This window comes from Maricaulis maris MCS10 (genome assembly GCF_000014745.1).
GTDB classification, from domain to species: Bacteria; Pseudomonadota; Alphaproteobacteria; order Caulobacterales; family Maricaulaceae; genus Maricaulis; species Maricaulis maris_A.
On sequence record NC_008347.1, the window covers coordinates 200,912 to 217,974 of the forward strand.

The window sequence follows — 17,063 nt, forward strand, 5'->3', positions numbered from 1 at the left end:
GGAGGCGCCGGCGCGTAATCTCCATGAGCATGTCTTTCACGGAGATCTCCGATGGCAATGAAGAACCTGACAGCAATTATCAGCCCAGAGATGGTCGAACCTGTAGAGGAACGGCTACGCCGATTAAGTGTGCCCGGCCTGAGTGTTTCGCACACGAAAGGGTATGGCGCGTACAAGAATTTCTATCAACGCGATTTAATGACGACGAAGGCTCGGCTTCAGCTTTTTCTCGCTGAAGAACACGTTGCAGATGTGGTGGATGCTATACGTGATGTTATGGGACCTGCCGCGGAGGACGGGGGCATCCTAGCCGTATCGCCCGTTGACGGGTTTTATCACCTTTCTGACCAAACGGCGTAGCGCACCGCGAGACTGAACCTGTCAAACAAAAGAGTGTGGTTGCATCGAGAGGTGCGGTCCCGATCGCGGCGCCTCAAGGCTTTGTTTTAAGATATCAAATATTGGGTAACGTAGAGCGCAGGCCACTCACATGCCGCGCAATCACCGCGTTCTCATCGCACCGAACTGCAAAAACTTTTGTGCCCTTAGCGCCTTCGAGATGCGGAGCTTTGTTCCCCGATTTTTTTAAATTGCGCATGTCGAGCCCGAAATGAGTAAGTCGCTGGCAAATACGCTCCCGAATCTCTGTGCTGCCGGCACCGATACCCCCTGTAAACACTATTCCGTCCAGCCCACCTAACGGCACGGTCAAGCCGGCGATGTGCTTCGCGGTATGATAACAAAAGTAGTCTACCGCATCGCGTGCTGAAGGCTGTTCGGCGACGCGCTCGATGAGTTCATGCATATCGCCAGACAGACCCGAAAGTCCGCTCAATCCAGCATTCTCATTGAGCAATTTTCGAAGCGCGCAGACGGTCATGTCTAAATTCTCCGCAACATAGAGCGCGGCGCCAAAATCAATGTCGCCGGACCGGGTCGCCATCGGTAGACCGGAGACGGGCGTTAGCCCCATAGTCGTGTCCACGCTTTGACCGTTGAGAATGGCTGTGGCGGAGGCTCCTGACCCCAAATGCGCGACGATAAGCCGTGAAGGCAATTGCTCTGGCCCCTGGGACTGAAACCAATCCAAAACATATTCGCAGGACAGGCCGTGAAAACCGTAGCGCCTTACTGGATGCGACACGAAATCTCTGGGCAATCCTGTGTCTTGGGCGAGGTCCGGCAAGTTATGATGAAAATGGGTATCGAACACGGCATATTGCGGCAACTTGCCCAGGCGGACGGCGGCCGCATCGAGCGCCTCGAGACTGGCGGGCATATGTAGAGGCGCAAAGCGGGCGGCACGCTCGAGCTGCGAGCGTGCCGTTGGCCCGATCAACACAGGTTGGCTAAAAAACCCGCCATCATGGACGAATCTGTGTCCGACCACCTCAACGTCGTCGAGCCAATGCTCGCTGTCTAACAGGTAGAGAAGGTGGTGAACGGCCTGATGGTGCGTTTCCAGTTTGTATCGCCAGTTTTCTGCCGTATTGGCATCTTTCGCTCGGAACTTTATGCGCGCTTCGTTGTGGCCAATCTTCCCGCATGAGATCCTTACGCGTTCGGTTACCCGATTTCCAACCACATCATGGACGGCGAGGCGAACGCTCGAGGAACCGCAATTGATCGTCAAAACACGCATTATTTGGGTGCGTCCGCGTTCGACGAAAGTTCGACCAGTAAATCGCTACACCCTGCGGCAACCAAAGGCGCAACGGAGATTTCGTTTGTTGGGTGGCGGACAGTGTCACAAGTAAGGATGTGCCGGGCCCCTGCCTCATGAAGTGCCAGGAACGCGTCGTCGGCAAAAATAGCGTGAACCCCGATACAAACTGGTGGCGGCAGGCCTGCCTTTTGAAGATTACCAACCGTCTCGATCATCGTGCGGGCGGTAGAAATGATATCATCAACCAAAATAGGAATACGATCTTGCCATACCTCGACTTTGGGTAGGGAAATCTCGACATCACGATCACCGTGGCGGGTTTTGTGCAGGACGGTGAACGGCACACCCGCGGTTTGGGCTACAGCACTCACCCATTGTTCGCTCTCGCTGTCGGGTCCGACAATTAAGGCTCCGGGAACGTGCTCGGCGATCCATGCCGCGATCGTATCGGCAGCGTGGAGCACGCGGTTGGGGATGTCGTAAACCTCCGATAAATCGTGGTAGCGGTGAAGATGCGGGTCAATTGTGACAAGGCCGTCAAACCACGCGCTCAGGCTTTTCGCGAAATAGGTAGAAGAGACCGCCTCGCCTGGCTGAAACCGGTTATCCTGACGCATATAGGCTAAGTATGGTGCGATCAGCACGACACGGCGCGCCCCGAGTTCTCTGGCCGTTGCCGCCGCGAAGACGAGCGGTAGGAATTTCTTGTCCGGTCGATCCAGGCTGCAAACTAAGACCACTTCGCGGTTTGCTACTGGCGTGTCGAACCGTAGATAAGTCTCGTCATCCGGGAAGGCCTTTGAGAAGAGATGGCCGGTTTCCGCTGACAATTCCTCTGCGATGCGGCGGGCAATTTGAGCGCTGTCATCAAACGCAAATACTAGCGGGGGCATTGTTCTTCCTCGATCTCGATGATTTCAGGTTGGCTCGCGAGGTAGTCGTGAGCGTAAGAGAGTTCACCGAGTGACTGGGAATGCAGCGAGTAAAGCGGTTGTCCTTTAACCATTTGGCTTCCCAGTTTCGCGTGCAACACGATGCCGGCGGCCTTCGACGCTGGCGCACCCGCCAGCTTAGCCGCCTTGGCGAGTCGTCGATTATCGATCCGTCCGACGACACCATCGCGCGGTGATTGAATGACTTGATAGTGAGGCGCCGTCGGCGGCTCACGAAACCCGCCCTGGGCTTCGCATATTGCTTCAAATGCACGCCATGCCCTGCCATTGACCAATAGTTCGGTCGCGAGCTCTGCTCCACGGCCTGCCGGCGCTGCCTGGCCCATTTCTAGAAGCTCGCCGGCAAGCAGAGTCGCTTGAACGGTTAGGTCTGGAACGTTGTGTCCCTCATTGTTGAGAACGGCCAGCACATCCCACGCCTCCAATGCCGGCCCAATACCACGTCCAACCGGTTGCGAGCCATCCGTCCGCATAATCTTCAAGTTGAGACCAAGATTGGAGCCTACGCGCGCGAAGAGCCCCTCTAGTCTTGCTGCCGCTTCTTCAGTTCGCACTTTGGCGGTCGGGCCGACGGGCATATCGATCACCAAATGAGTAGCGCCCGCCGCGATTTTCTTCGACAAGACCGAGGCGACTAACTGGCCATCGCTGTCGATGTCGAGCGCGCGTTCTATTCGGATCAAGGTGTCGTCCACGGGGCTCAACGCAACCGCACCACCCCAAACGATACATCCGCCCACCGTCTCAACGACGCGCCGCATGGCCGAAACATCAAGCTCTACCGGCGCGAGAGTCTCCATTGTATCGGCGGTGCCCGCTGGTGACGTAATCGCCCGCGAGGATGTTTTGGGCATGGTCAAGCCAGCGGCCACGCAGATAGCGACAACAATTGGTGTCGTGCGATTGCCCGGTAACCCGCCAACGCAATGCTTGTCCACGATCGGTGCGCGTCCCCAGTCTAAACGCTGGCCGACATTGACCATCGAGAGTGTGAGATCACGGATTTCCTCGAAGCTCTGTTCGTGGGCAGCACTGGCGGTGAGAAATGCAGAAAGATGAATATCAGAAAACCGGCCTGCTGCGATGTCTCCGACGATTGCGTCCAGATTATTCTGGTCCAACGGCTCGCCAAAAATCTTGGCTCTAACAGCGCTCAATGACAAAAGCGGCGCAGGGTGAATAAGTCGAACTGGGTCGCCCTCGTTCAATTGCAATCTTAGCCAAGCGGTTTCAGACAGACCGATCTGACCCGGCGACAACAGATCGGTTACAACCAGATTTAGGGTCGCAATGATCGCTTTGTTTGACGGACCGCTTACCTTTATACGCGCGTGGTTATTGAACCCTTCCGCTCGGCAAATGTGACAGTCGGCACGCATATAGATAACGGCGTGCTCATGCGTATCGATCCCTAACCTTCGAGCTGTGAGCGTGTTTTTCTCGCTCAACTCTGCCGGCATTGCACTGATGTCAATCATTTTCGTCATGACAACTCGACCTTCTCATCCAGCACGGGCGCGTGGCACGGCCAGCTCAATTCTTGCTCGATACGAGCTTTCAGCGACGCCGTTGCGACAGGTTCACCATGTGTGATGAAGGTCATCTCCGGCGCAGATCCAAACTGGCTCAACCATGCGATGATTTCATCAGCATCGGCGTGAGCAGAGAGCGAATCGAGATTATGAACGCTTGCTCGAACGGGCAGGTTTTGCCCGTGGATTTTAACGCTCTGTGCGCCATCCACGATCGCGCGTCCTCGCGTGCCTGCAGCCTGAAAGCCTGTGAACAAAAGTGCATTTCGAGGGTCTGACACGTAGTTCTTGATGTGATGTACGACACGCCCGCCGGTCGCCATTCCACTCGCGGAGATGATGATTTTGGGCATCCGGTTGGTGGTCAGGGCTTTTGAATCTTCTGTCGAGCGCACATAGGTCGCGACATCACAGGCTTGGCGGCACTCGGCCGCGCTAAGGCGATGCCCGTCAATATGCTCGCAAAAAAGCTCGCTGGCATTGATGGCCATCGGACTGTCCAAGAAAATTGGCAGATCCGGTATGCGTTTGTCGCGCTTGAGCTGACTGAGGTGGTAGAGCAGAGATTGAGCGCGCCCAACCGCAAAGGCAGGCACAATAATCGTGCCGCCACGCTTGGCGGTTATCGACACGATCTCGGCGAGGAGATCTTCAACCTCAATGTCTTTGTGTTTTCGGTTTCCGTACGTAGACTCAACGATTAGATAATCCGCGTGGGTGACGGTTTCTGGCCTCAACATCGTCGCACTATTGGGTCGCCCTAGATCGCCGGAGAAGACTGCTGTTTTTCCATTGGGTAGGTCCAGCTCGATGACAGCTGCGCCAAGGATATGGCCAGCAGGATGAAACCTGGCCGCGAAGCCGTGGCCGAGTTCTTGAAAATCGCCAAAGTCCAAACCCTTGAATAATGCTAGGGCATCTTCGGCATCTGCACGGGTGTAAAGTGGCTTGGCCGGGCGATGGCGAGACGTGCCGTGTCTATTCGCAAACTCCGCATCTTTTTCCTGCAAGAACCCACTATCCGGTAGTAGGATACGACAGAGGTCGACTGTTGCTCGTGTCGCATACACCGGTCCAGCAAAACCGGATTTTGTCAAAACGGGTAGGTAGCCGGAATGATCGATATGAGCGTGGGTGAGAAGCACCCCTCTTAGTTCCGACGGATTGATCGCCGGATGTCGCCAATTTCTCTCTCTTAACGACCGATGACCTTGGAAGAGCCCGCAATCAATCAACCATTTGTGCGTTCCAAGATCGAGGCGGTATTTGGATCCGGTCACTGTTCCTGCCGCGCCTAAGAACCTCAAGCTGATTTCCATGTGAGCGCTCCTGTAATCCGGGCCAATTCTTGTCCGGTCAGCGTTTCTTTTTCGAGGAGGATCAGGGCAGCGTCGTCAAGCGCCTCTCGATGACTGGACAAGATCTGAGTTGCACGTTCGAATGCGTGAGCGATCGCAGCTTGAACGGCATCATCGATCTTTTGGGCAGTGGCCTCACTGTAGTGAGAGATTTGCCCTTCTGTACGCGTTCCTAGGAAGGCATGATCTTCCTTTTCCAGCGCGACCTGGCCGATATCCTCAACCATGCCATATCGCGTCGCCATGGCGCGGGCGATCTGGGAGGCTTTTTGTAAATCATCGGCGGCGCCCGTGGAGACTTCGTCGAACACCATTTGTTCGGCGGCACGCCCGGCTAGGAGGACGGCCATTTTCGCCTCTAACTCGGCTTTGGACATCAAAAACCGATCTTCAGTTGGTCGTTGGATTGTGTAGCCCAATGAGCCGATCCCTCGGGGAATAATTGAGACTTTTTGAACCGGGTCAGTGTTCTTAAGCGCCATAGCGACGAGCGCATGGCCCAACTCGTGATAGGCAACGGTTTTTCGTTCGATGGGATTTAGGAGACGATTTTTCTTTTCTAGCCCGGCCACAATGCGCTCGATCGCAGCCACGAAGTCGATGAGGCTGACTGCTTGGGCATCGCGCCGTGTAGCTAAAAGCGCGGCTTCATTGACCAGATTGGCCAAGTCTGCGCCGCTAAAGCCTGGCGTGAGAGCGGCGATCTCATCGAGATCTGTATCGTCTTCGATTTCAATACGATGCGTATGCACTTGAAGGATTGCGATACGCCCAGATTTGTCAGGACGGTCCACAAGGACCTGTCGGTCAAACCGGCCGGCGCGAAGAAGCGCGGGATCTAGAACTTCCGGCCGATTGGTCGCGGCTAAAAGGACCAAGCCGCGGCTAGGGTCAAAACCATCGAGCTCGGAGAGGAGTTGATTGAGCGTTTGCTCCTTCTCATCGTGCCCGCCCAGACCCGGATAGGCGCCACGAGCCCGGCCCAGGGCATCAAGCTCGTCAATGAATATGATCGCCGGGGCCTTTTCACGCGCTTTTTCAAACAGGTCGCGAACTCGCGCGGCGCCGACGCCAACGAACATCTCCACGAACTCCGAACCGCTTATCGAAAAAAATGGGACACTAGCCTCGCCCGCCATCGCACGTGCAAAAAGGGTTTTGCCTGTACCCGGCGGGCCTACTAGCAAAATCCCCTTTGGCATTCGAGCCCCCAATCGCCCATAGCCTTGCGGGTCTTTAAGAAACGCCACAATTTCCTTGAGTTCAGCCTTGGCTTCCTCGACGCCGGCAACATCGGCGAAGGTCACCCGTGTATCGGCTTCAACATAGACCTTGGCTTTGGATTGTCCGATTGAAACAGCATTGCCACCCATGCCGCCGTGATTGGCGATGCGTCGGATAAATAACATCCAGACGGCCAGGAAAAAGACCATCGGTAAAAACCAGGAGACTAGAGCGTTAGCGATACCGCTTTGCGCGCGTGCGGAATAGGTCACATCATATTGCGACAAGGTTTGCGCCAAGGCGGGCTCTACAATCGTCGCTACGATATGTTGAGGCAGATCGGCGGTTCCGCTTACGCGTGTTCCGCGGATGACTTGTCCGCTAATTTCAACGTCAGACAGCTCGCCATTTTCCAGCGCCGAGATGAACTCGCTAAATGGTACGGCTTCTTGATGATTGGCCTGACCGAGCCAAGCTTGCAGCATCAAAACGGCAAATATTACAAACACCGCGTACCAAGTATGAAGAGATATACGTCGGTCCATCGGGCCCTCCTCCATCCTGCTTACGCACGAATTTTCGCGACCCCTCGCGTTACCGACTAACCTGTTGCGAGTTCGAGCAATGGCGAGCGTTTCGTGAGGGAAAGACTCCCGCCAGGCGTAAACAGAGTGATTTATGGACGTTCAACGACACCTGCGAGCTTGATCAATGACTGAACCCTCGCCGAAATCCCCGCCGCGTCTGGCTTGGCTGGCGCTAGGCCTTTTTGCTGCTGTTGGCGGTTTCTTGCTGCTCTTTGAACACCGCGCCCATATCACCAGCGATTGGGTTTTGCTTGGACTGCTCGCGCTGTGCGTATTCGGGCACGGGCTCATGCATGGTCATCATCGCCACTAAAGTAGAGACAAACACGATGACGCAGTCGGATTATGGTCTTTGGTCTCTGGTCGCGCTGAATTCAGCCGTTTTTATTTTGTTCGCTGCGAGCTTCTCGAGGCCGCGCTCTTGGCGCGATTGGCGGTCTTTTGGAGCATTTAGCGCCTTTTTGATCGCGCTTTTCACCGAAATGTATGGCTTTCCCCTCACGCTTTACGCCCTGTCTGGTTGGCTTCAATCGGCCTATCCCGAGATCAATTGGTTCAGTCATGAAGCGGGCCATCTACCCGAAATGCTCTTTGGGTGGCAAGGCAATCCGCATTTCGGTCCCTTTCACCTCATAAGCGCCCTATTTATTGGTGGCGGCTTTTGGCTGATCGCGAGCGCCTGGCGTGTCCTTTACACCGCTCAATCGAGTGGTGAATTAGCGCAAACTGGCCCCTACGCTCGTGTTCGCCATCCTCAATACATTGGCTTCGTGCTCATTTTGACCGGCTTTCTCTTTCAATGGCCAACACTGCTCACACTGGTCATGTACCCTGTCCTCATATGGATGTACGTTCGGCTTGCCTTGATTGAAGAGCAAGAAACCCGAGCCGCGCACGGTGAGGATTTTGATCGCTACGCGGCGCGTGTTCCTCGGTTTGTTCCATCCCTGTCGACGCCAACCAGGCCGTCATGAGCGTGCAACAAAATCGATCGGTTATTCTGCTCACTAACGAACAAGAAAAACCACATTTTGAAATATTTTTGAGGCGGCAAAACCCAGCATTGGAGGTGGTTTTTTGCGATACGTTGGAGTCGTTGAGCAGCGAAGTAGATCGACGATCTGGACATGTGCGTCTCATTGCTTTCCTCACGGACCTAATCGTCCCTAAACCAATCCTCGAACAGCTCGTGTTGACGCCCTACAATATCCATCCCGGGCCTCCGGAATATCCGGGCTCTCATCCAGAAAGCTTCGCAATATGGAATGAAGCGCAGCGCTACGGCGTAACAGCGCATGAAATGAAAGAACGCGTCGATGAGGGTCCAATCGTACTGCTAGACACCTTCGATATGCCTTCATTACCCGTTCGCGGCGATCTTGCTGACCGCACCTATGCCCACGCAGTGAATCTATTTTCCGTTTTGGGTACCCATTGCGCTGTAAATGATAACGATTTGCCGCGCCTACCAGTGCACTGGTCCGGGATTAAACGGACGAACGCGGATTTTCATCGACTGTGTATGCAGCCTGCCGGGTTGTTGCCCGCTGATCAGGATCGATTGGTCCGCGCGTGCGCAGAAGATGTCATCGCCCCACGGCTCTCTGAACGGCATCACGATTCGGATCTCTTGGCATTCCAAACTGATATGTTGCTTTTTTGAGGGGTGCGGCGGTTTGACGCGTAATTCTCCCACATCACATCTGATGGGAGTTCATCGCGTGTCTTTTCGAATTGCTATTATTGGCCTGATTGGGTTGTTCATTATTGGTTTGGATAGTTCGAGCGCTTTTGCCCACCCCCCTGCCGAGCATGAGCCAGTAGCGGCCTCTCAAGAAACGGAAACCGCTCCGGAAAACGTTGAGCAAACGGATCATCACGATGATCCGAACACGCCGTCTCATGATCATGCACCGGCGCCATCATCGATGTCCGAGCAATCCGATCACGCTCATGATGAATCCGCGCCCTATCACACCGACGCCGAAAGCGCTGCCCAAGCGCACGATCATGGCACTAGCGAGGACGGAATGCTCGATCCATGCGCTAGCGGAGATGACCATCATGGCGACGCATCCGCTCAATCCGAAGGGCATAGCCATTGGGGTGATGATGGGCCGAAAACGCCGTTCGAACGCGCGCTCGCTAAACTCGGCGTGTTTCATGCCGTCGCTGTGCATTTTCCGATCGCGCTCATCCTCGCCGCGGCGTTTGCACAGGCGTTGAATATAGCGCGCGATGAGCAGGCCTATTCCGACATTGTCCGCTTCCTGGTTTGGACCGGAGCGTTTGGTGGATTGGTCGCCGGGTTTTTCGGTTGGGCGCACGCCGGACCGATGGCAAGCGGTGAAGCTGGCGTGATGTTAACACACCGCTGGCTCGGATCCGCGTTGGCGTTGGGCCTCTTCGCCGTTGCGGCGGCTGTCGAGTGGCGTCGGCGAAACCCTAGTGCCGTACCCTCTATGGTTCTCAACATTAGCCTTTTCGGCACGGCCGCGGCCGTAGCCCTAAACGGCTTTTTGGGCGGGTCATTGGCGCATGGCGGCCTTCGGCATTTGATGGGAGGTTAGTGCGTGAAGACCTACCCACAAAACCTTCCTAGCCTGACTCGCATGCGCTTTTTCGCGGCGTTATGGGTCGTGTTTTACCATTGGCGAGAGCCCTGGGTGATCGACATTGATGCGACCTCGCAGATATTCGCTATGGGTCGGTTTGGTGTGGATCTGTTTTTTATTCTCTCAGGATTCGTGCTCACTCACGTCTATGTGGCAGCCCGCGAAGAGGGCCGATTTAATTTCGGCCGCTTCATCATCGCACGATTTGCGCGCATTTATCCGCTTCATATTGCTACCCTCGCTTTTTTGGGCCTTGTCGCGATCGGTGCCGCGCAATTAGGCGTCCCGTTTGAGCAAGACCGCTTCCCGCTGCAAGATCTGCCAGCTCATCTCTTGATGGTGCATGCTTGGGGCTTTGCTCCGAATTTTGGATGGAACGGGCCCTCTTGGTCGATCAGTGCGGAGTGGTTCGCCTATCTCGCTTTCCCAGCTTATCTCATGGTGGCTGTTGCGCTAAAAAACCGTCCTTTGATCCTGCTTACCTTAGCTGTGGCGCTATTTTTTGTACTCGATCAGGTCCACCTGCGTTTCTTTGGCGAGACGTTACCGATGGCGACGGAACGGTATGGTGTCATCCGGATAATCCCAGAATTCCTCATTGGGGTAGGGCTGTATCGCCTCGGCCAGAAGTGGCAGCTGCCTAAACCGATAGCTAGGGCTAGCTTGGCGGTTGTTGTGGCCCTTTACCTGTTTGGCTCACATATCGCAGTCGACGACCGTGTTCTTGCGCTGTTGGGCGCACCGTTGATCTTCTTACTCGCAGAGCTCGATCGTCGCGCCGTGACGAAAACCAACCATGGCTTTTTCGTGTATCTTGGAGATGTCTCCTACGCCATTTACATGATCCACGTGCCGTTCTTCATGGTGTCATTCAATCTGCTTCAAGATGTCTTGGGTGTGATCGATGAAACAATGTCGACAAGCCTGTTTGCTGCGTTGCTGGTGATCATGATTGGGGCATCGGCTGTTACTTACCAAATCATTGAAAAACCCGCACGCACCGGCATTCGCGCCTTGGGCGACCGCCTTTTGAAAACACCAACTAAATCTTCGATTGAGGGGAAACGACTATGAAGAAATTTTCAGCCGCATCGCTCGCGATTGCAATGACCCTAGCCGTCACTTCGAACGCTTGGGCGGACGATAATGAAGACATCATGGAAGTCCTGGAAGGCTATTCCGGTGGTCTGGCGCAAGAAAACGTTGCCATTGCGGAGAATTATGTCCTGCAGGCTGGAACCGAGTTTACGATTTTTGAAGGCTCGGGCCAGGACGTTGGCTGGGCTAATTATCGCGATCATCATCTGGCACCGGAATTTGCCGCTGAGCACGTGACCTTTCATGTTTATGATTGGTCCAACTACACCATCGAAGTCGATGAGACACTTGCATTCGCAACCTTCGATATTCGTATGGAGTACGAAGTGCGAGGCGAGGCCCGTGAGCGCGATGCGCACGGGACTGCTTTGTTGGTGCGGTCCGATGACGGCTGGAAAATCCGGCATCTACACACCTCTTAAGGGGAGTGAAAGGAGTATGACTATGAAAGACCGAGAGCTTGATAAACTGCTAGAGGCGGTCTCGCGGCCGCCGGAGATGGACCAAAGAGCCTTTCGCGATGCGGTCTGGGCAAAAATTGACACTCGCGAAAGCTGGGTTGATCGAGTTCGCAACGCTTTGCGACCTTTAATGCCTGCGGTCGCGTTGCGCTCGGCACCAGCGGCTTTAGCGTTAGTAGTGGGCGGCTTGTCGGGTGCGGCAATGGCGCAGTCGGACCCCCATGATGATCTGGCCATATTTGATACCAATTCATCCTACTCGATTGTCGCGATGATCGCGCCATCTAAGGATAAGCATTGATGCTGCGCGCCGGCATCGTCGCCTCCGTTCTTGGCGTTGTAGGCGGCTTCCTCGGTGTTTGGTTGGGCATCGCTGTCTTTGACGACAGCGATCACGCGGCCACGAATCTTCATGCGATCGTGCATGACGAACTTCATTTGTCGTCTCAGCAAGAGGTGGCTATTGAAAGCCTTGAGACCGCGTTCGCAATCGTCCGCGAGAGCTATGAAGCGGAAATGGAGGAAGCGCGGCGCGAAATTGGCGCAGCGCTTTTGCGCGATCAGGCGCTTTCGGACGATGTGGCGCGGGCTGCTGAGGATTTTCATACGGCTATGGGGGGGCTACAGATGGAGACCCTCAATCACATCCTATCCATGCGTGCCGAACTCGACCCCGATCAAGTGCAAGAGTTTGATCTGAGGCTTGCGCAGGCCTTTCATGCCGAAACCGAATGAGTTGACGGATAGCGAGCGTGAAGATGCTCGCCTGGCTCTTGACGCGCAAGCAGGAAGCCATGCCGCGTTCAATCGCCTGATGGACAAACATCAAGGAACCGTCTTACGGTTTTTGATGGGCCATATTCGCAATTCAGATGACGCCCATGATGTCGCGCAGGACACCTTCGTGGCTGTTTTCAAAAATCTTCACCGGTTCGATTTGGGTCGCCCATTTCTCGCCTGGCTTTTTGTCATCGCGCGGAATAAGGCCCGCGACCACCATCGTCGCCGAAAAACTCTAAATTGGGTTGGTCTTGAGAGTGAACGAGACGATTTCGTAGCAGAGGCACCGGATCCGGAAGCCACTGCTTTGAGCTCGGGCGAATTATCCAGAGCGCAGGACGTCATCAGCAAAATGCCCGAGGGGCTGCGCACACCGTTATTGCTTTCCGTTGTGGATGACCTGCCTTTGGCTCAGATCGGTGAAATCATGGGCGTGTCTGAGAAGGCGGTTGAGGTGCGGATTTATCGGGCGCGCAAGCTGCTCAAAGAGCATTTTTCCACGTGAGGGATGTGCCCGCGGCTTACGTAAACCTACCAACGAAGAGGTTTGTGCCCGGGTGTGCGTGCGCTTTGTCCCCGCCACGGATTCCCTAGATCCGGCACTTCCGGGTACAAACGCCCTGCGCATCTGATGCAGGTGGAGGATAATGCGAATGATATCTCGGCGATTGTTTTTGGGCGCGTCTGCAGCGGTAGGCGGCGCCGCGACGACCGGCCTACTACCAGCTTGGGCACAATCCGCTGGCGCTGCAAATCTTAATGGCTTGAGAGCGCTGTCCGGTCAAATTTTCGACCTCACGATTGGTCACGCGAATGCACTGATTGACGGGCAGGCGGGAGATGCGATCACAGTCAATGATCAATTGCCCGCCCCGTTACTTCGGTGGCGTGAAGGCGATGAGATCACTTTGCGTGTTCATAATACGCTCAGTGAAGACACATCTATCCATTGGCACGGACTGTTATTGCCGTTTCAGATGGACGGTGTGCCCGGTGTGACGTTTCCGGGTATCCGCCCAGGTGAGACATTCACCTATCGCTTTCCGATCCGACAGGCGGGCACCTACTGGTATCACAGCCATTCTGGACTTCAGGAACAAATGGGCCATTACGGGCCAATTATCATTGAACCGGCTCGACCGGATCCAGTGGCCTATGACCGCGAATATGTTGTCGTCCTCTCCGACTATACGTTCGAGGGGCCTCATCGTGTTTTCGAGAAGCTCATGAAAATGAGCGACACTTACAACTTCCAACAACGCACACTGTCAGATTTCGTTGAGTCGTCCCGTCAAAATGGACTGCTTTCCGCGCTCCGCGATCGCACCATGTGGGGTCAGATGCGCATGAGTCCGACCGACATATCCGACGTCACGGCCGCCACACTTGAATATCTCGTCAATGGTCATGGTCCCGCGGACAATTGGACGGGTCTCTTTACACCTGGAGAGCGCGTGCGATTGCGCTTCATCAACGCTTCGGCGATGACGATCTTCAACGTGCGCTTCCCAGATCTGCCGATGACAATCGTTCAAGCGGACGGCCTGAATGTTCAACCTGTTGAGATAGACGAATTCCAGATTGGAGTCGCTGAAACTTACGATGTCATCGTGCAGCCGCAGGACGATCGTGCCTACACGCTGATGTGCGAGTCGATCGATCGTAGCGGGTTCGCCCGCGCAACTTTGGCACCGCGCACCGGTATGGTGGCAGCAGTACCGCCGCTTCGGCCGCGACCAACCCTGACGATGCAAGACATGGGCATGGACCACGGCGCTATGGGACATGAAGGTATGGACCACGGTAGGCCTTCGTCGCCGAGCGCCGATCATGCTGCGATGGGTCACACACCATCGTCAGGTTCACCGAATACCAGCGGCCACTCTGGCCACATGGATCATGCGTCGATGGGTCATGACGCTCAACCGGTTAATGAGACCCACATGTCACCGATGCCAATAAGTGGACAGCAACGCCACGACCACCCGCGGGGCCCGGGCGTTGCGAATGTCGCGATGCAACCGACATCAAGGCTTGGTGAACCGGGCGCGGGGCTTACCGATGTTGATCATCGGGTGCTGGTTTACACCGATCTAAAAAGTCTTGAACGAAATCCGGATACCCGTCCGCCGGGGCGAGAAGTCGAGGTTCATCTCACTTCCAATATGGAACGCTATATGTGGTCGTTTGACGGGCGCCGCTGGAGTGAAGTGGTCGATCCCATCCAGTTTTACCAAGGCGAACGCGTACGCTTGACGATGGTCAACGACACTATGATGCCGCATCCGATCCATCTTCACGGTATGTTTTTCGATGTCGTAAACGGCGAAAGCGCCCACAAACCGCGTAAACACACCATCACCGTTAAGCCCGGTGAAAAACTCTCTGTGGACGTCACCCCCGAAGACGTCGGTGATTGGGCCTTCCACTGTCATCTTCTCTACCACATGCACGCTGGCATGTTCCAAGTGGTTTCAGTCCTCCCAGAAGAAACGGGACATTCAATGCATGATCCTCAAAACGGCCAGCACCAAGGTCATAACCCGCATGGAGATCATTGATGAGACCTCTGCTGGGAGTTGCTGCCTCTTTACTTATGTTGTTTTCACTGACCCCGCTCGCGAAGGCGCAAAACCAAGCTGACGCCTATTATCCGCCGGCAGAAATGGAAGCCGCTCGCGAAGCATTGCGCGAGGGCGCTGGAGGCCAACGTCTATTTTTCTTGCAAACCGATCGATTGGAGTATCAATCGCGCCGGGATGATGAAGAAATAGCGCTCTGGGATGTAAATGCCTGGTATGGTGGCCGCATCAATCGCGTTTGGGTGAAAAGCGAAGCCGAATACGAGCTTGAAGCCGGCGCTTTTGAGGAGGCTGAGCTCCAGGTTCTATTTAGTCGGGCGATCACGCCGTACTTCGACTTCCAAGCGGGTATCCGCCAGGACTTTGAACCGGACCCAATGCGTACTCATGCCGTTTTAGGTATCCAAGGCCTCGCCCCTTATTGGTTCGAGGTCGATGGCGCTGTGTTTCTCAGCGATGAGGGTGAGCTAACGGGGCAGCTCGAGACGGAATATGAGCTCTTGCTAACACAAAGGCTCATTCTTCAACCGCGCGCCGAGATCAGCTGGTCGGCAGAGGACATTCCAGAGTTGGAAATCGGAAGTGGTTTGAACAATGCCGAGATCGGGCTGCGGTTGCGTTATGAGCTGCGCAGAGAGTTTGCACCTTATCTTGGCGTGGAATGGTCACGCAGTTTCGGCAGTACGGCCGACTATGTGACAGCGGCCGGCGGCCGTACGGAAGACACCGCTTTGGTAGCGGGGTTGCGAATTTGGTTTTGAGTGTGGGGCACTCCCCACTTGGTAGATTAAGGAGAATGACATGAAAAAAATGCTGGTTGTAAGTCTCGGCGCGGTGAGTCTCGCCCTGGTCGGCGGATCTGCTTTTGCCCAGGATCATAGTCATGGTGGTCACGACCACGATGCCGCGTCGCAAATGCCGACGATGGAAGAGTGCCAGGCGATGCACGACGAGATGATGGGCGACAGTTCGGACCATCACGACGAGGCATCTCGCCGAGCGATGATGGAAAACATGGACGAAGCCAAGCGTACACGCATGCAGCAATGCCACGAAATGATGCAATCAATGCATGGTCACGGTCAGGACGAAGATCAAGCCGCTCAAGGTCACGATCATCAAACGGCCGATACCGGTCACCGGCATTGATTTGAGCGGATGGCTTAGACGGAGAGACTAGGGCTCTCCGTCTAATCCCGACGCTATAACAATGAATATGCGTCCGAAACACTCCGCCGCCATCGACCTTCGTTCGGTGCGGCGCGACGCGAAATCGGTCGGAATCAGTGTGGATATTGGTTTTTGTGCCGACTTGCTCAACGGAGCCCTCCGAGACACAAGAACCGCTACCAAACTGGCCTGATCGCAACAACAATCCGATTGGATATGTCATCGCGGATTGCCATGACTTAGGCAGTGCAGGATAGCGCTCGCTCGAAGGGACAAAATCATGACAAGTTTTTTGCGGTGGACGATCCGAGTTCACAAATGGATTGCTTTGATCGTCGGGATCCAGATCATATTGTGGGTCGCGGGCGGCGTCGTAATGACCGTCTTGTCTATAGAAAGCGTGCGCGGCGAACATAACATAGCCGTATCAGCTCCCTTCGCGATCCAGCCGGCGAATTTAATATCGCCGCAATCGGCGATCGACGTTTTGGAACTTGATGAGGGCGTTTTGGAAGTTCGCCTTCAGACTTGGCAAGATCAGCCTGTCTACAATGTTTTCCGCTTGGACGGGTCCAGTTCCCTCGTGGACGCGCGCACCGGCGAGCGTATAACTCCGATCTCTGAAGAAACTGCGGTTGCAGTCGCCCTAAGCGACTATGCCGGTGACCCGCAAATCGAAGTCGTAGAGTTTTTCGCTGAACCGACCTGGGAATATCGCCGGCCCGGTTCAGCGTGGCGGATCAGCTTCGCCGATGGGGAAGGCACGCGAATTTACGTTTCACCAGACACCGGCCTGGTTACAGCGCGCAGAAACGATCGATGGCGCTTTTTCGATTTCTTCTGGATGCTCCACATCATGGACTATGAGGAGCGGGAAGATTTTAACACCTTCCACCTTCAAGCTTTCGCGGTGCTGGCGCTCATATCGGTTTTGGCCGGCTTTGTTCTTCTTATTATTCGAATGCAAAGGCTGGTTCGTGTTGAGATGGCAAAGCGCAAGCTGAAACGCTCTACCCCTCAGTCTACGCAATCATAGC

The 17,063-nt window shown here is 55.0% G+C and carries 19 protein-coding genes; 14 read left to right on the forward strand and 5 right to left on the reverse strand.

The genetic code is table 11. The annotated features are described in order from the left end of the window. Positions 1–51 precede the first annotated feature (51 nt). Positions 52–360, forward strand: coding sequence for a P-II family nitrogen regulator (locus tag MMAR10_RS00980; protein ID WP_011642131.1), 309 nt, complete (start codon positions 52–54; stop codon positions 358–360). 94 nt (positions 361–454) lie between these two features. Here the strand turns inward: MMAR10_RS00980 and MMAR10_RS00985 are convergent, their stop codons facing one another. The 5 genes from MMAR10_RS00985 to ftsH are packed head-to-tail and all read right to left on the reverse strand — an operon-like array spanning position 455 to position 7,278. Then, the gene (locus tag MMAR10_RS00985; protein ID WP_011642132.1) at positions 455–1,642 is read right to left on the reverse strand and encodes an acetate/propionate family kinase; all 1,188 of its coding nucleotides are present in this window, start codon (positions 1,640–1,642) and stop codon (positions 455–457) included. Then, positions 1,642–2,559 carry a ribose-phosphate pyrophosphokinase gene (locus tag MMAR10_RS00990; protein WP_011642133.1) on the reverse strand — a complete coding sequence of 306 codons (918 nt, stop codon included), beginning with the start codon at positions 2,557–2,559 and terminating at the stop codon, positions 1,642–1,644. The genes MMAR10_RS00985 and MMAR10_RS00990 overlap by 1 nt, the downstream gene beginning before the upstream one ends. Beyond that, positions 2,547–4,106, reverse strand: coding sequence for a thymidine phosphorylase family protein (locus MMAR10_RS00995; RefSeq protein ID WP_011642134.1), 1,560 nt, complete (start codon positions 4,104–4,106; stop codon positions 2,547–2,549). The genes MMAR10_RS00990 and MMAR10_RS00995 overlap by 13 nt, the downstream gene beginning before the upstream one ends. Then, positions 4,103–5,470, reverse strand: a complete 1,368-nt coding sequence (locus MMAR10_RS01000) for an MBL fold metallo-hydrolase RNA specificity domain-containing protein (RefSeq protein WP_011642135.1) — start codon at positions 5,468–5,470, stop codon at positions 4,103–4,105. The genes MMAR10_RS00995 and MMAR10_RS01000 overlap by 4 nt, the downstream gene beginning before the upstream one ends. Next, positions 5,455–7,278 (reverse strand): ATP-dependent zinc metalloprotease FtsH, encoded by a 1,824-nt coding sequence (ftsH, locus tag MMAR10_RS01005; RefSeq protein WP_011642136.1) that lies wholly within the window; start codon positions 7,276–7,278, stop codon positions 5,455–5,457. Before ftsH ends, MMAR10_RS01000 begins: the two co-directional genes overlap by 16 nt. 166 nt (positions 7,279–7,444) lie before the next feature. Here ftsH and MMAR10_RS17270 point away from each other — a divergent pair, with 166 nt between their 5' ends. The 13 genes from MMAR10_RS17270 (at position 7,445) to MMAR10_RS01070 (ending at position 17,062) form a co-directional block, all read left to right on the forward strand. Further along, positions 7,445–7,633, forward strand: coding sequence for a DUF2933 domain-containing protein (locus tag MMAR10_RS17270; RefSeq protein ID WP_083759481.1), 189 nt, complete (start codon positions 7,445–7,447; stop codon positions 7,631–7,633). Continuing rightward, positions 7,614–8,294: a methyltransferase family protein gene (locus tag MMAR10_RS01010; protein ID WP_233353849.1), complete on the forward strand. Its 681-nt coding sequence runs from the start codon at positions 7,614–7,616 to the stop codon at positions 8,292–8,294. The genes MMAR10_RS17270 and MMAR10_RS01010 overlap by 20 nt, the downstream gene beginning before the upstream one ends. Continuing rightward, positions 8,291–8,983 (forward strand): formyltransferase family protein, encoded by a 693-nt coding sequence (locus MMAR10_RS16595; protein ID WP_011642138.1) that lies wholly within the window; start codon positions 8,291–8,293, stop codon positions 8,981–8,983. The genes MMAR10_RS01010 and MMAR10_RS16595 overlap by 4 nt, the downstream gene beginning before the upstream one ends. Positions 8,984–9,041: 58 nt before the next feature. Further along, positions 9,042–9,890, forward strand: a complete 849-nt coding sequence (locus MMAR10_RS16820) for a DUF2231 domain-containing protein (protein ID WP_150099674.1) — start codon at positions 9,042–9,044, stop codon at positions 9,888–9,890. Between the two features lie 3 nt (positions 9,891–9,893). Further along, positions 9,894–11,009, forward strand: a complete 1,116-nt coding sequence (locus MMAR10_RS01030; RefSeq protein ID WP_011642140.1) for an acyltransferase family protein — start codon at positions 9,894–9,896, stop codon at positions 11,007–11,009. Then, on the forward strand, positions 11,006–11,455 hold the full coding sequence (locus tag MMAR10_RS01035) for a nuclear transport factor 2 family protein (RefSeq protein ID WP_011642141.1): 450 nt from the start codon (positions 11,006–11,008) through the stop codon (positions 11,453–11,455). Before MMAR10_RS01030 ends, MMAR10_RS01035 begins: the two co-directional genes overlap by 4 nt. Positions 11,456–11,471: 16 nt before the next feature. Further along, positions 11,472–11,795, forward strand: coding sequence for a hypothetical protein (locus MMAR10_RS01040; protein ID WP_041636673.1), 324 nt, complete (start codon positions 11,472–11,474; stop codon positions 11,793–11,795). After that, a complete protein-coding gene (locus tag MMAR10_RS01045; protein ID WP_011642142.1) occupies positions 11,795–12,229 on the forward strand; it encodes a periplasmic heavy metal sensor in 435 nt (144 codons plus the stop codon). The genes MMAR10_RS01040 and MMAR10_RS01045 overlap by 1 nt, the downstream gene beginning before the upstream one ends. Then, positions 12,213–12,779 carry an RNA polymerase sigma factor gene (locus MMAR10_RS01050; protein WP_011642143.1) on the forward strand — a complete coding sequence of 189 codons (567 nt, stop codon included), beginning with the start codon at positions 12,213–12,215 and terminating at the stop codon, positions 12,777–12,779. The genes MMAR10_RS01045 and MMAR10_RS01050 overlap by 17 nt, the downstream gene beginning before the upstream one ends. A gap of 148 nt (positions 12,780–12,927) precedes the next feature. After that, a complete protein-coding gene (locus MMAR10_RS01055) occupies positions 12,928–14,835 on the forward strand; it encodes a copper resistance system multicopper oxidase (RefSeq protein WP_150099676.1) in 1,908 nt (635 codons plus the stop codon). Continuing rightward, positions 14,835–15,617 carry a copper resistance protein B gene (locus MMAR10_RS01060; protein ID WP_011642145.1) on the forward strand — a complete coding sequence of 261 codons (783 nt, stop codon included), beginning with the start codon at positions 14,835–14,837 and terminating at the stop codon, positions 15,615–15,617. Before MMAR10_RS01055 ends, MMAR10_RS01060 begins: the two co-directional genes overlap by 1 nt. Positions 15,618–15,657: 40 nt before the next feature. After that, on the forward strand, positions 15,658–16,005 hold the full coding sequence (locus MMAR10_RS01065) for a hypothetical protein (RefSeq protein WP_011642146.1): 348 nt from the start codon (positions 15,658–15,660) through the stop codon (positions 16,003–16,005). A gap of 301 nt (positions 16,006–16,306) precedes the next feature. Beyond that, positions 16,307–17,062, forward strand: coding sequence for a PepSY domain-containing protein (locus MMAR10_RS01070; RefSeq protein ID WP_011642147.1), 756 nt, complete (start codon positions 16,307–16,309; stop codon positions 17,060–17,062). The last annotated feature ends 1 nt before the right edge of the window (position 17,063 follow it).

Excerpts from the sequence above, each read along its gene's own strand:
- MMAR10_RS00980 (WP_011642131.1), top strand. The coding sequence starts at position 52 with ATGGCAATGAAGAACCTGACAGCAATTATCAGCCCAGAGATGGTCGAA.
- MMAR10_RS00985 (WP_011642132.1), bottom strand. The coding sequence starts at position 1,642 with ATGCGTGTTTTGACGATCAATTGCGGTTCCTCGAGCGTTCGCCTCGCC.
- MMAR10_RS00990 (WP_011642133.1), bottom strand. The coding sequence starts at position 2,559 with ATGCCCCCGCTAGTATTTGCGTTTGATGACAGCGCTCAAATTGCCCGC.
- MMAR10_RS00995 (WP_011642134.1), bottom strand. The coding sequence starts at position 4,106 with ATGACGAAAATGATTGACATCAGTGCAATGCCGGCAGAGTTGAGCGAG.
- MMAR10_RS01000 (WP_011642135.1), bottom strand. The coding sequence starts at position 5,470 with ATGGAAATCAGCTTGAGGTTCTTAGGCGCGGCAGGAACAGTGACCGGA.
- ftsH (WP_011642136.1), bottom strand. The coding sequence starts at position 7,278 with ATGGACCGACGTATATCTCTTCATACTTGGTACGCGGTGTTTGTAATA.
- MMAR10_RS17270 (WP_083759481.1), top strand. The coding sequence starts at position 7,445 with ATGACTGAACCCTCGCCGAAATCCCCGCCGCGTCTGGCTTGGCTGGCG.
- MMAR10_RS01010 (WP_233353849.1), top strand. The coding sequence starts at position 7,614 with ATGGTCATCATCGCCACTAAAGTAGAGACAAACACGATGACGCAGTCG.
- MMAR10_RS16595 (WP_011642138.1), top strand. The coding sequence starts at position 8,291 with ATGAGCGTGCAACAAAATCGATCGGTTATTCTGCTCACTAACGAACAA.
- MMAR10_RS01035 (WP_011642141.1), top strand. The coding sequence starts at position 11,006 with ATGAAGAAATTTTCAGCCGCATCGCTCGCGATTGCAATGACCCTAGCC.
- MMAR10_RS01040 (WP_041636673.1), top strand. The coding sequence starts at position 11,472 with ATGACTATGAAAGACCGAGAGCTTGATAAACTGCTAGAGGCGGTCTCG.
- MMAR10_RS01045 (WP_011642142.1), top strand. The coding sequence starts at position 11,795 with ATGCTGCGCGCCGGCATCGTCGCCTCCGTTCTTGGCGTTGTAGGCGGC.
- MMAR10_RS01050 (WP_011642143.1), top strand. The coding sequence starts at position 12,213 with ATGCCGAAACCGAATGAGTTGACGGATAGCGAGCGTGAAGATGCTCGC.
- MMAR10_RS01055 (WP_150099676.1), top strand. The coding sequence starts at position 12,928 with ATGATATCTCGGCGATTGTTTTTGGGCGCGTCTGCAGCGGTAGGCGGC.
- MMAR10_RS01060 (WP_011642145.1), top strand. The coding sequence starts at position 14,835 with ATGAGACCTCTGCTGGGAGTTGCTGCCTCTTTACTTATGTTGTTTTCA.
- MMAR10_RS01065 (WP_011642146.1), top strand. The coding sequence starts at position 15,658 with ATGAAAAAAATGCTGGTTGTAAGTCTCGGCGCGGTGAGTCTCGCCCTG.
- MMAR10_RS01070 (WP_011642147.1), top strand. The coding sequence starts at position 16,307 with ATGACAAGTTTTTTGCGGTGGACGATCCGAGTTCACAAATGGATTGCT.